General features: G+C 65.3%; 9 protein-coding genes. 4 read left to right on the top strand and 5 right to left on the bottom strand.

Translation table 11 applies throughout. The features are described 5' to 3' along the window. Positions 1 to 8: 8 nt before the first annotated feature. Positions 9 to 1,049, top strand: a complete 1,041-nt coding sequence (locus tag ABZO33_RS26065; RefSeq protein WP_102682733.1) for an OmpA family protein — start codon at positions 9 to 11, stop codon at positions 1,047 to 1,049. A gap of 79 nt (positions 1,050 to 1,128) precedes the next feature. Here ABZO33_RS26065 and ABZO33_RS26060 read toward each other — a convergent pair whose 3' ends face one another. The 4 genes from ABZO33_RS26060 to ABZO33_RS26045 all read right to left on the bottom strand — a co-directional run bounded on the left by ABZO33_RS26060 (position 1,129) and on the right by ABZO33_RS26045 (position 5,985). After that, on the bottom strand, positions 1,129 to 2,799 hold the full coding sequence (locus tag ABZO33_RS26060) for a protein kinase domain-containing protein (protein ID WP_414538399.1): 1,671 nt from the start codon (positions 2,797 to 2,799) through the stop codon (positions 1,129 to 1,131). A gap of 9 nt (positions 2,800 to 2,808) precedes the next feature. After that, entirely contained in the window at positions 2,809 to 4,020 is a 1,212-nt protein-coding gene (locus ABZO33_RS26055; RefSeq protein ID WP_414538398.1) for a nitrate/nitrite transporter, read from the bottom strand. Between the two features lie 164 nt (positions 4,021 to 4,184). Then, entirely contained in the window at positions 4,185 to 4,760 is a 576-nt protein-coding gene (locus ABZO33_RS26050) for an ANTAR domain-containing response regulator (protein WP_414538397.1), read from the bottom strand. Positions 4,761 to 4,770: 10 nt separating this feature from the next. Further along, on the bottom strand, positions 4,771 to 5,985 hold the full coding sequence (locus tag ABZO33_RS26045; protein ID WP_414538396.1) for a CmpA/NrtA family ABC transporter substrate-binding protein: 1,215 nt from the start codon (positions 5,983 to 5,985) through the stop codon (positions 4,771 to 4,773). A 126-nt stretch (positions 5,986 to 6,111) separates the two neighbouring features. Between ABZO33_RS26045 and ABZO33_RS26040 the strand changes: the two genes are divergently transcribed. Beyond that, complete coding sequence (locus tag ABZO33_RS26040; RefSeq protein ID WP_414538395.1) at positions 6,112 to 7,137, top strand: quinone-dependent dihydroorotate dehydrogenase; 1,026 nt, start codon at positions 6,112 to 6,114, stop codon at positions 7,135 to 7,137. A 135-nt stretch (positions 7,138 to 7,272) separates the two neighbouring features. Here the strand turns inward: ABZO33_RS26040 and rmf are convergent, their stop codons facing one another. Beyond that, positions 7,273 to 7,488, bottom strand: a complete 216-nt coding sequence (rmf, locus tag ABZO33_RS26035; protein ID WP_003248687.1) for a ribosome modulation factor — start codon at positions 7,486 to 7,488, stop codon at positions 7,273 to 7,275. 550 nt (positions 7,489 to 8,038) lie between these two features. Between rmf and rlmKL the strand changes: the two genes are divergently transcribed. Both rlmKL and ABZO33_RS26025 read left to right on the top strand, forming a co-directional pair. After that, positions 8,039 to 10,237 (top strand): bifunctional 23S rRNA (guanine(2069)-N(7))-methyltransferase RlmK/23S rRNA (guanine(2445)-N(2))-methyltransferase RlmL, encoded by a 2,199-nt coding sequence (rlmKL, locus tag ABZO33_RS26030; protein ID WP_414538394.1) that lies wholly within the window; start codon positions 8,039 to 8,041, stop codon positions 10,235 to 10,237. Between the two features lie 95 nt (positions 10,238 to 10,332). Further along, entirely contained in the window at positions 10,333 to 12,732 is a 2,400-nt protein-coding gene (locus ABZO33_RS26025) for a diguanylate cyclase (RefSeq protein ID WP_414538393.1), read from the top strand. Positions 12,733 to 13,125 lie beyond the last annotated feature (393 nt).

Below are 13,125 nucleotides of genomic sequence, written 5' to 3'. Positions count from 1 at the left end.
TTTAACGGATGAAATTGAAAAACACCTTGGGCTTGGCCATTGGCTCTCTCGTAGCCGTGACTTCGCTCGGCGCTCTGGCTCAAGGCCAAGGCGCGGTCGAAATCGAAGGTAACGTTACCAAGCAGTTCTACGACAGCGAGCGTAACTTCAAGAACGACGGCACCAACCCTGGTGTTCGCCTCGGCTACTTCCTGACCGACGACGTCTCCCTGGACCTGGGCTACAACGAGACCCACAACGCTCGTGGTGAAGTCCTGAACAAGGACATCAAAGGCTCCAAGACCAAGCTCGACGCTACCTACCACTTCGGTACCGTAGGCGATGCACTGCGTCCGTACGTTTCCGCCGGTTTCGCTCACGAGAGCCTGGGCCAGGCCACTCGTAGCGGCCGTGACCACTCCACCTTCGCCAACGTTGGCGCTGGCGCCAAGTGGTACATCACCGACATGTTCTTCGCCCGTGCCGGCGTCGAAGCCATGTACAACATCGACAACGGCAACACCGAGTGGGGTCCGACCGTTGGTCTGGGTCTGAACTTCGGTGGCAGCGGTGGCCAGAAAGCCGCTCCTGCGCCAGCTCCAGTTGCCGAAGTCTGCTCCGACAGCGACAACGATGGCGTCTGCGACAACGTCGACAAGTGCCCTGACACCCCAGCCAACGTTACCGTTGACGCTGATGGCTGCCCGGCCGTTGCCGAAGTCGTTCGCGTTGAGCTGGACGTCAAGTTCGACTTCGACAAGTCGGTCGTCAAGCCAAACAGCTACGGCGACATCAAGAACCTGGCTGACTTCATGAAGCAGTACCCACAGACCACCACCACCGTGGAAGGTCACACTGACTCCGTCGGCCCAGACGCTTACAACCAGAAGCTGTCCGAGCGTCGTGCCAGCGCTGTCAAGCAGGTCCTGACCCAGCAGTACGGTGTTGAATCGAGCCGTGTTGACTCGGTTGGCTACGGTGAGACCCGTCCGGTCGCCGACAACGCCACCGAAGCTGGTCGCGCCGTCAACCGTCGCGTAGAAGCTCAGGTAGAAGCCCAGGCCAAGTAATTGGTTTGACGCTTCACGAAAAACCCGGCCTCGGCCGGGTTTTTCTTTGCCTGTGATTTCAGCGGGCCTTCGCCTGTGCTCAGTGCTTGAGCAAAACCAGCAACAGCACCAGGTTCAACAGCAGCGACAGCAAGCCAATCGTGCGCCATACCTTCAGTGGCTCACGCTCCAGCAGCGGCCGTGGTCGCTCGTCCAGTTCCTGGCGATCCCCCCGCTCCAGCAACAGCAACCACTGTTCGGCGGTCTCGAAGCGTTGCGCAGGATCTGCCGCCACCGCCTGCAACAGGTTGTGCTGCAACCACTCCGGCACATCTGGGCGGTAGCGCGCCGGGTTCACTGGCGTACCGAAGCGTGGCCGTTGGAACGCCTCGACTTCGCCGTAGGGGTAGTGGCCGGTAAGCAGCTGATAAAGCGTCACGCCCGCGGCATAGAGGTCCTGGCGCGGCGCAGGGGGCAGGCCGTCGTAGGCTTCCGGGGCAAGGAACGAAGGCGTGCCTGGCAAGGCGTGGGGCGGGTCCTCGGAAAGCCCCGGGCAGTACGCCAGCCCGAAGTCCAGCAGGCGCAACTGGCCATCTTCGCCCAAGTGAAGGTTTTCCGGCTTGATGTCACGGTGCAGCAGGTTGCGCCGGTGCAGCGCGCCGACAGCCTGCAGCAGCTGACGCGCCATTTCCAGCCATTGCGCCAGGGGCAGCGGGCCGCTCGCCACGAGCAGGTCGGCGAGGGTCGTGCCCGGGTATTCGCGCATCAGGTAGTACAGGTGCTGGCGCTGGCTGGCCGGGTGCACTTCAGGGAAGTGGCGGCCGGCGACCCGGCGCAGGAACCACTCTTCCATGAGCAAGGTCTGGGCGGCCCCGGGCTCGTTGTCGCGGGCCGGGGGCAGGGTCTTGAGCAACCAGGGCCGGCCTTGCGGATCACGGGTGCGGTAGAGCAGCGCTTGCCTGCTCTGGGCCAGCAAACTATCGACCTGCCAGCCATCGATCAGCTGGCCTTCGCGCAGCGCACCTGGCAATGGCCACTGCTTGAGCTGCGCCAGGGTGTCGCCCAGGTTGCTCGCGCCCAGCTGGTCGACTCGTACCAGCAAGGCGCTGGCATTGTCCTGGCTGCCACGGTGATGGGCGCTGGCCACGAGGGTATCGGCGGCTTGCTGCAGATCGGGGTGTTCGCGCAGGATCGACTGGATATGCGCGTCGCCCAGGCTGGCCCACACGCCATCGCTGAGCAGCACGAAGCACTCGCCTGCGCCCAGTTCGCCCTCCAGATAGTCCACCAGCAACTGCTGGTCCAGCCCCAGCGCGCGCTTGAGCACGTGCTGCATGCCGGGCTGGCCCCACACATGGTCTTCGCTCAGGCATTGCAGCTGGTCGTCCTGCCAGCGGTACACCCGGCAGTCGCCAACATGGGCAAGGGTGAAGCGTCGCCCGCGCAGCACCAGGGCGCTGAGAGTGGTGAGCAGCGGCTGGCCGTTGCCTTGGGCGCGCAGCCAGCGGTTCTGCGCCACCAGCAGACGGTCCAGGGCCTGGGCCACGCTCCAGGTGGCGGGCGTGGCGTAGTAGTCCAGGGCCAGGGCCTGCAAGCTGGCGCGCGCGGCCAGGCCGCCGTCGGCGCACTGGCTGACGCCGTCGGCCAGTGCGCACAGGTATCCCTTGCTGGCTGCAAGTACCGGCGCCGGGGTGACCAGGCGCAGGGCATCCTGGTTTTCCGTGCGCGGGCCTGTTGCGCTGGCCTGGGCGAAGCTCAGTAGCAGGCTCATGGCAGCGCCTCAGACCCGCGCTGCGGTGACTGCGGCCGAGCCCCAAGTGGTGCGCCAGCGCTGCTTGACGCCATGCAGGCCGAACCAGGCCAGCAGGCCGAGGCTGGCGAACAGCCACAGGCCGAGCTGGTAATCGCCGGTGTGCTGCTTGATGGTGCCAAGCCCAGCAGCGAGGAGGAAGCCACCAATGCCGCCGGCCATGCCGATCAGCCCGGTCATCACGCCGATCTCCTGGCGGAAGCGCTGTGGCACCAGCTGGAACACCGCGCCATTGCCCGCACCCAGCCCGAGCATGGCGCTGACGAACAGCGCCAGGGCCGCCACCGCGCTGGGCAGGTTGAAGCCCACCGCCGCGATGCACACGGCGGCCACGCTGTACATCGCCAGCAGGGTGCGGATGCCGCCGAAGCGATCGGCCAGGGCGCCGCCGAGCGGGCGCATGAGGCTGCCGGCGAACACACAGGCAGCGGTGTAGTAGCCGGCGGTTACCGGGCTCAGGCGGTACTGGTCGCTGAAATAGCCAGGCAGGGCGCTGGCCAGGCCGATGAAGCCGCCGAAGGTGACACTGTAGAAGAACATGAACCACCAGCTGTCGCGGTCGCCGAGGGCCTTGAGGTAGTCGGCCATTGCCTTGGGCTTGGGCCGTTGCGGGGCATTGCGGGCCAGCCAGGCGAACAGCACCAGGGTCAGCAGCAGCGGCAGCAGGGCAAAGCCGAACACATTGTTCCAGCCGAAGGCGGTGGCCAACGCCGGCGCCAGCAGCGCGGCGAACACCGTGCCGGAGTTGCCGGCACCGGCGATGCCCATGGCCTTGCCCTGATGCTGCGGCGGGTACCATTGCGAGGCCAGCGGCAGCGATACGGCGAACGAGGCCCCGGCAAAACCGAGGAACACACCCAGCAGCAAGGCCTGTTCGTAGCTGCGCACCCCAAGCTGCCAGGCACAGGCCAGCGCCACGATCACCACCACCTGGCCGATCAGCCCGGCGGTCTTGGGCGACAGGCGATCGACCAGCAGGCCCATGGCAAAGCGCAGTAGCGCACCGGCCAGGATCGGCGTGGCCACCATCAGGCCGCGTTGCTGTGCAGTCAGTTGCAGATCGGCGGCAATCTGCACCGCCATCGGGCCAAGCAGGTACCAGACCATGAAACTCAGGTCGAAATACAGGAAGGCGGCGAACAGGGTGGGCACATGCCCGGATTTCCAGAAGCTCGTATTCATCGGACACCTCGTGGGGCGCGCAACACAGGGGCGGAAACGAAAAGACGCCGCTGCCCGGTCCACGGATGAGTGGCGGGGAGCGACGTCTTTGTCGGGGTCTGGGGGGCAACCGCCGTTGGCTACCCGGGGTTCCATGAGCAAGAGGCGGGCCAAGGTCTTCCGGTCTACCCCAGCATCTCCGCCATGGCGATAATCTGCTCCGCCACCTGGATCAGCTTCTGCTGGCGGCTCATGGCCTGGCGGCGCATCAGGGTGTAGGCCGCCTCCTCGTTGCAGTCCTTCATTTTCATCAGCAGGCCCTTGGCTTGTTCGATGCGCTTGCGCTCGGCCAGTTGCTGGTCGCGGGCCAGCAATTGCGCCTTCAGCGCCTGGTCGCTTTCGAAGCGGGCCATGGCCACGTCGAGGATCGGCTGCAGGCGCGTGGCCTGGATACCCTCGACGATGTAGGCGCTGACCCCGGCCTGGATCGCCTGGCGCATCACGTCGGGGTCATGCTCGTCGGTGAACAGCACGATGGGGCGGGGGCGGTCGCGGCTGACCAGCACCACCTGCTCCATTACATCGCGGCCAGGTGACTCGGTATCGATCAGCACCACGTCCGGGTGCACCGTTTCGACACAGGCGGGCAGGTCGATGCTCAGGTTGCCGGCCTCGATCACTTCGAAGCCGGCCTCGATCAGGGCCGCCTTGAGACGACCGACTTTCTTTTCGGTGTCGTCGATCAGCAGGATGCGCAGCATATTCGCCCCCTCAGTGACTGGCGCGGGCATCAGGCGCCGCGTCCAGGGCGTGCAGGGGGAAGCTGCGCGCATAGCCATGGGGGTCACTGCCGTCCCAGCGGCGGCCGTCGAGCAGCAGGCTGCTGCGCAGGGGTGGGTCGGCACAGGGCACGCCCAGTGCCGAGGCGGCCTCGCGGTAAAGGGCCAGCTGTTGCACCTGGCGGGCGACCCCGAGGTAGTCCGGATCGTCACGCAGCAGCCCCCAGCGGCGGAACTGGGTCATGAACCACATGCCGTCGGACAGGTAGGGCAGGTTGGCCCGGCCTTGGTCGAACAGGCGCAGGCCATGGGGGTCGTGCCAGCGATGGCCGAGGCCATCCTGATAGTCGCCGAGCAGGCGCGGCTCGATGCTGTCGAGGGGGGTGTCCAGGTAGGTGCTGCCGCTCAGCAGTTGCGCGGTGCTGCGGCGGTTTTCCTGACTCTGCTCGATGAAGCGCGCGGCGGCGAGTACCGACTGGATCAGTGCCCGCGCGCTGTTGGGGTACTGTTCGACGAAACCGCGGGCGCAGGCCAGAACCTTTTCCGGGTGATCGGGCCAGATCGACTGGCTGGTGGCCAGAGTGAAGCCCTGGCCCTTGACGAGCGCGTCCGCCGACCAGGGTTCGCCGACGCAGAAGCCGTCGATGCGCCCGGCCTGCAGGTGGGCGGCCATCTGCGCCGGGGGCACCACCACGCTGCTGACGTCACGCAATGGGTGGATACCCTGGCTGGCCAGCCAGTAGTACAGCCACAGGGCATGGGTACCGGTGGGAAAGGTCTGGGCGAAGGTCAGTCGTGCGCCTTGCTGGTGCACCAGCCGCGCCAGTGCTTCGGGGTTGGTCACACCCTTGCGCTGCAGCGCGGGGGAGAGGTTGATGGCCTGGGCGTTCTGGTTCAGGCCCATAAGCACGGCCAGGGGGCTGGCGGGTACGCCGCCGATGCCCAGGTGCACGGCGTATACCAGCCCATACAGGCAGTGGGCGGCGTCGAGTTCGCCGCTGACCAGCTTGTCGCGCAGCCCGGCCCAGGAGGCCTGGCGGCGCAGGTTCAGGGTCAGGCCGAATGGCTGGGCGAAGCCCTGGGTGGCTGCGACCACCACCGAAGCGCAGTCGGTCAGGGCCATGAAACCGATGTCCAGGCTGGGTTTTTCCGGCGCGTCGCTGCCGTTGACCCAGGCCAGGGGTGTTGTCGGGAGGGCTGTGTTCACGAGAATCCTCGGGCGTTCGCGGATGGCTGCATACCGCAGACATAGCAACCCATGTGCCATGGCCCTGTCGCCCCGGCGGCGCGCTGGCTATAATCGCCCCCTCACACACCGCGAGTCCGCCCGCCCATGTATACCCTGGCCCGCCAGCTGCTGTTCAAGCTCTCCCCGGAAACCTCCCACGACCTCTCGCTGGACCTGATTGGCGCCGGTGGCCGCCTCGGGCTCAATGGTCTGCTGTGCAAGCAGCCGGCGGCGTTGCCGGTGACAGTGATGGGCTTGAACTTCGCCAACCCGGTCGGCCTGGCCGCAGGCCTGGACAAGAACGGCGCGGCCATTGACGGTTTCGCCCAGCTGGGTTTCGGTTTCGTCGAGATCGGCACCGTGACGCCGCGCCCGCAGCCGGGCAACCCCAAGCCGCGGTTGTTCCGCCTGCCTGAAGCCACGGCCATCATCAACCGCATGGGCTTCAACAACCTGGGTGTCGACCACCTGCTGGCACGTGTGCGCGCTTCGAAGTACACCGGGGTACTGGGCATCAACATCGGCAAGAACTTCGACACCCCGGTCGAGCGGGCCCAGGACGACTACCTGATCTGCCTGGAAAAGGTCTACAACGACGCCGGCTACATCACCGTCAACGTCAGCTCGCCGAATACCCCGGGCCTGCGTTCGCTGCAGTTCGGCGACTCGCTCAAGCAACTGCTCGATGCCCTGGCCGAGCGCCGCGAACAGCTGGCCACGGCCAACGGCAAGCGCGTGCCACTGGCGATCAAGATCGCACCGGACATGAGCGATGAAGAGACCGCGCTGGTGGCCGCGGCGCTGCGCGATTCGGGCATGGATGCGGTGATCGCCACCAACACCACCCTGGGCCGCGAAGGTGTCGAAGGCCTGCCGTTCGGTGGCGAGGCGGGCGGCCTGTCGGGCGCGCCGGTACTGCAAAAGAGCACGCACACGGTGAAGGTGCTGGCGGGCGAGCTGGGCGGCAAGCTGCCGATCATCGCCGCTGGCGGCATTACCGAGGGGCGTCACGCGGCTGAGAAGATCGCCGCTGGGGCCAGCCTGGTGCAAATCTATTCGGGCTTCATCTACAAAGGCCCGGCGTTGATTCGTGAAGCGGTGGATGCGATTGCGGCGATGCCGCGCCAGTGACTGAGTAAAAGCCCGCACCGGCAGCGGTGGTTGAAAGATTCGAAGCATAAAAAAGGGGTCCCTCAAGGGACCCCCTGGGCCGCAGCCCGCCGCCCGGATAGGGCGCGCATGGTGACTCGAATTCAGTGTCCTCGTTCAGCCAACGGCGTGATTTTCGTTGAGTCTATGAATGCCAGCGGTGCCGGTCATGCCATCCCAGTTATCGCCGCGACCTTCGCGCCAGCCGTTGATCCAGGCTTGGCGTACAGAGGGTAGATTGAAGGGGCAAAGTTCGCGGGATTTGCCGGTGACTCCATACTGGTAGCCACGTGAATATGCTCTTTCCAACGGATCACGCTTAAGTCTTCTCATAGGGTGTTGCCCTCACTTGTTGACTGTAATGTCCCGTCGGCCTCTCCGAGGCCGGGCAGAATCGTTCTGCCGGTTTGCGCCCGCTGCCGGCGTCGCGGGCTGAAAGTGCCGCCCCGTTGCGGTGCGGCCTGAGATCAGTTCTAACGAATGCGAGTCACAGTGTGAATGATCGATTTGTCATAAGGACGTAACCTTTCCGAGGGTGAGGGGATAAGTAAATAAATGCGACTCAACCTTGTTTGCCGTTGAGCCCGCTATGATCAGGGTTTAGTCAACGTTGACGTCAATTGGCCAGCGTTGCTCGATGATGACAGTAATAATTGGTAATGCGACGAAGGGTCACATCTGAACCCCGGGTCCACGAAATTTTCACACTGCCCGACGATCAAAGCCTTTTTCGCCACCTGGCAAAGGCATGATCGACCGGACGGCCAGGCCTGGCGAACGTTTCGCCGGGCCACCCGAACGCCTGCTGGAAAGGCGTCCGGGCAAACAGCGGCAGCCGATGCGTCGGCTCGCCATCTACCTAGCCAAAGGCTCTGGATTGCACATGTCGGACCGTTTCGAACTTTACCTTACCTGCCCCAAGGGTCTTGAAGGCCTGCTCGCCGAGGAAGCCCGTCAACTGGGCCTGAACGAGGTGCGTGAGCACACCTCGGCCATTCGCGGCGACGCCGACATGGAAACCGCCTATCGCCTGTGTCTCTGGTCGCGCCTGGCCAACCGCGTGCTGCTGGTGCTCAAGCGCTTCTCGATGAAGAACGCCGACGACCTGTACGACGGCGTGCATGCCGTCGACTGGGCCGACCACCTGGCGGCCGATGGCACCCTGGCGGTGGAATTCAGCGGCCATGGCTCGGGTATCGACAACACCCACTTTGGCGCCCTGAAAGTGAAGGACGCCATCGTCGACAAGTTGCGTAACCGCGAAGGCCTGCGCCCGTCGGTGGAGAAGGTCGACCCGGACGTGCGCGTACACCTGCGCCTGGACCGTGGCGAGGCGATCCTGTCTCTCGACCTGTCCGGCCATAGCCTGCACCAGCGCGGCTATCGCCTGCAGCAGGGCGCGGCGCCACTGAAGGAAAACCTGGCAGCGGCGGTGCTGATTCGCTCGGGCTGGCCACGCATTGCGGCCGAGGGCGGCGCCCTGGCTGACCCGATGTGCGGTGTGGGCACTTTCCTGGTCGAGGCGGCGATGATCGCCGCCGACATCGCCCCCAACCTCAAGCGCGAGCGCTGGGGCTTCACGGCCTGGCTCGGTCATGTGCCGGCCTTGTGGCGCAAGCTGCACGACGAAGCCCAGGCCCGTGCCCAAGTGGGCCTGGCCAAGCCACCGCTGTGGATTCGTGGCTACGAGGCCGACCCGCGGCTGATCCAGCCGGGGCGCAACAACGTCGAGCGCGCAGGCCTGGGCGACTGGGTGAAGATCTACCAGGGCGAGGTGGCCAGCTTCGAGCCGCGTCCGGACCAGAACCAGAAGGGCCTGGTGATCAGCAACCCGCCCTATGGCGAGCGCCTGGGTGATGAAGCCAGCCTGCTGTACCTCTACCAGAACCTTGGCGAGCGCCTGCGCCAGGCGTGCATGGGCTGGGACGCGGCGGTGTTCACCGGTGCGCCGGAGCTGGGCAAGCGCATGGGCATCCGCAGCCACAAGCAATACGCTTTCTGGAACGGCGCATTGCCGTGCAAGTTGCTGCTGTTCAAGGTCCAGCCGGACCAGTTCGTCACCGGCGATCGTCGCCAGGCCCAGTCCGAGGTGGGCGAGCACGAGCCGCGCCGTCAGGCGCCGGTGGCCAGCGAGCCGGCGCGCCTGTCGGAAGGCGCGCAGATGTTCGCCAATCGCCTGCAGAAGAACTTCAAGCAGCTGGGCAAGTGGGCCCGTCGCGAGAAGATCGATTGCTACCGCGTGTACGATGCCGACATGCCCGAGTACGCCCTGGCTGTCGACCTGTATCACGACTGGGTACACGTGCAGGAATACGCCGCGCCCCGTTCGATCGATCCGGACAAGGCCCAGGCACGCCTGCTCGATGCGTTGAGCGCGATTCCCCAAGCCCTGGGCGTCGATCCGCAGCGCGTGGTGCTCAAGCGCCGGGAACGCCAGAGCGGCACTCGCCAGTACGAACGCCAGGCCACCGAAGGACGCTTCCAGGAAGTCAGCGAAGGCGGCGTCAAGCTGCTGGTCAACCTCACCGACTACCTCGACACCGGCCTGTTCCTCGACCATCGTCCGATGCGCATGCGTATCCAGCGCGAGGCGGCGGGCAAGCGTTTCCTCAACCTGTTCTGCTACACCGCCACGGCCAGCGTGCACGCAGCCAAGGGCGGCGCGCGCAGCACCACCAGCGTCGACCTGTCGAAGACCTACCTGGACTGGGCACGGCGCAACCTGTCGCTCAACGGTTTCTCCGAGCGCAACCGCCTGGAGCAGGGCGACGTCATGGCCTGGCTGGAGAACGCCCAGGACAGCTACGACCTGATCTTCATCGACCCGCCGACCTTCTCCAACTCCAAGCGCATGGAAGGGGTGTTCGACGTGCAGCGCGACCATGTGCAACTGCTCGACCTGGCCATGGCGCGCCTGGCGCCGGGTGGTGTGCTGTACTTCTCCAACAACTTCCGCAAGTTCCAGCTCGACGAACACCTGTCGACGCGCTATGCGGTGGAGGAAATCAGCGCCCAGACCCTGGACCCTGACTTCGCTCGCAACAACCGCATCCATCGCGCCTGGCAGCTGCGTTTGCGCTGAGCCGACGAGGTACATGGCGTGGCCACTGGCCAGCGGCTATAAAGCAGGACAGGGCGGGACAATACGCAGGACGCTGACGTTGCTGAGAGTCCTCTATGTCGAACCCAGGCGTACCTGCGAAGCCGCTTGGCCTGTTCGGCGATGAGCTGTCGGCCTGGGGCGTGGCCCTGGCGGCGCTGGTCGCCGGGGCGCTGCTCACGGCCGCGCTGGCCATTGCCACGCAGACCTTCTTCAAACAGCAACTGCGCCAGCGCTTCGAGCTGCTGGCCAGTGAGCGCTACAGCCGCATCGCCGAACGTTTCGAGGAGCAGGAGCAGCGCCTGGACGGCCTGCGCCGCTTCTTCGCCTACTCCAGCGAAATCACGCCCTACGAGTTCGATGGCTACGCCCGCCCGTTGCTGCATCGCACCCAGGCCTACTCCTGGGCGCCGCGGGTAGCGTCCGGGCAGCGCGCGGCGTTCGAACAGCACGCCAGCGCCTTGCTGGGACAGCCTTACCAGATCCGCGACCTGGACGCCCAGGGGCGCTGGCAGGCGGCAGCGATGCGCGATCATTACTATCCGGTCCTGTACACCCAGGCGGCGAGCCGGCAGGCCCAGCCCTATGGTTTCGACCTGGGCGGGCAGGCCCTGCGCGCCGCGACCCTGGGCCGCGCCTCGGGCCCTGGCAGCATGGCGGTGTCCGCGCCGCTGGACATGATCAATGTCGAGCCGGCCTACACCCGCGGCCTGCTGATGGTCGCCCCGGTGTTCGCCGATGATGCGCCGGCGCGCGAGTTGCCCCGAGGTTATGTGATGGCCTTGCTGAGCTTGCATCAGTTGATTGCCGAGAGCCTGCCGACCGTGGCCGACGACAACCTGGTGGTGCGCATTCTTGATCTGTCCACCGAGGACGGTCACGAGGTGCTGTTCGACTCGGGCATGCCGCCGGCGCGCATGGGCCTTGCCAGCAGTCACCTGCTGCACCTGGCCGACCATCACTACCAGCTCGATATTCGCCCCAGCCTGGGCTTTCTGTTGGCCAACCGCTCGTCTGCGGTGCCAGTCGTGGCGTTGCTTGGTGGCCTGCTGAGCGTACTGCTGGCACTGCTGCTCTACAGCCTGTTCAGCCAGCGCCAACGTGCCTTGGGCCTGGTAGCCCGGCGTACCGCCGAGTTGCGTGTCAGCGAGCAGTCGTTGCGCGAAACTCACAACCAGTTGCGCAGCGTGCTCGATGCCGCGACCCAGGTCGCGATCATTGCCACCAGCCTGCGCGGGGTGATCGGCACGTTCAATGCCGGTGCCGAGCGCATGCTGGGCTACTCCGCCGGGGAAGCGCTGGGCCAACTGCGGCTGGAGGACTTGGTGTTGCCCGAAGAGCTGCACCAGCGCGCCCATGCCCTGAGCATGCGCTTTGGTCGCGAGGTCGGCGCCGGCCAGGCGATGTTCGCCGAAACGGTGCAGGAGGGTGGCGCGCAGCCGGCGGACTGGACGCTGGTACGCAAGGACGGTAGCCATCTGCTGGCCAACATGCTGGTGACGGCGGTGCTGGACGAGCAGGGCTTGTGGGTGGGTTACCTGGCGATCTGCATCGATGTCACCGAACGGCGCCGGGTCCACGAAGCCCTGGCGGCTCGCGACCGGCTGCTGGAAAAACTCAGCGCCGAGGTGCCTGGCGGGATCTACCAGTACCGCCTTGATGCCGATGGCCATTCCTGTTTTCCCTATGCCAGCCAAGGGCTGCACGACATCTACGAGATGGACCTGGCGGTGCTGCGCGAAGACGCCACGGCGGTGTTCGAGCGTATTCACCCTGACGACCTGGAGCGGGTGCGACGCTCGGTGCGGTATTCCGCCGAGCACCTTGCGCCGTGGCGCGAGGAGTATCGGGTGTGCCTGCCGCAAGCGGGGCTGCGCTGGGTGCGCGGGGAGGCTACACCGGAGATCGGCGAGCACGGCAGCACGCTGTGGCATGGCTACCTGACTGACATCTCGGATCTCAAGCGGGTCGAGGAAGAGTTACGCGCATTGTCGGTGACCGATGCCCTGACCGGCATCTACAACCGGCGCTATTTCCAGGAGCGGCTGCGCAACGAACTGGATCGGGCAGAGCGCGAGGGTTTGGACCTGGCGGTGATCATGCTGGATATCGACCATTTCAAGCGTATCAACGATCAGTTCGGGCATGCGGTCGGGGATCATGTGTTGCGCAATCTGTGCCAACGGATCGCGCATCGGCTGCGGCGCACCGATGTGTTCTGCCGCTTGGGCGGGGAGGAGTTCATGGTGCTGTGCCCGGGGAGCAATGCCGAGCAGGCGCGGATGCTGGCGCAGGAATTGTGGCAGGGGGTGCGCAGTGTGCCGGTGGAAGGCGTCGGGCGGGTCACGGCGAGTTTCGGGGTGGCGGGGTGGCGGGCTGGGGAGGGGGCGGATGCGTTGTTGTTGCGGGCGGATGCTGGGGTTTATGTGGCCAAGCAGGGGGGGAGGGATCGGGTTGAGGGGGAGTTGTTGTCTTGACTTAAGTTTGACGTTCTTGTTGATTGGCGAGTGGTAGTTAGTGTCAGTTTGAAGTTGCATGCGAATTCAGGTTATATTTCGGTGCGTCGGTGTATTGTCTTATTTTCAATCGATAAATCTCCAAGTTTTGCTCTTGCTCTTGCTCTTGCTCTTGCTCTTGCTCTTGCTCTTGTTCTTGTTCTTGCTCTTGTTCTGCTTTTGCTTCTAAGTGCGCGATAGTTCAGGCGACACAAATTGCGACTTCAGGAGGCCGAACGCAGGTCTTGCGGAGGGAGGTGACGGGCATGGATGCCCGTCAAGCGCTGCGCCCCAGGATGGGGCGTTCAGCGCGGTCCTCCCGGGAGCAAGGCCGGAGTGAGGGGACCCCGGAGCGAAGCGTAGAGCGAAGCGTAG

The sequence above is a fragment of the Pseudomonas sp. CAM1A genome (assembly GCF_047501685.1).
Lineage (GTDB): Bacteria > Pseudomonadota > Gammaproteobacteria > Pseudomonadales > Pseudomonadaceae > Aquipseudomonas.
This window is presented reverse-complemented; position numbering and strand designations above follow the sequence as displayed.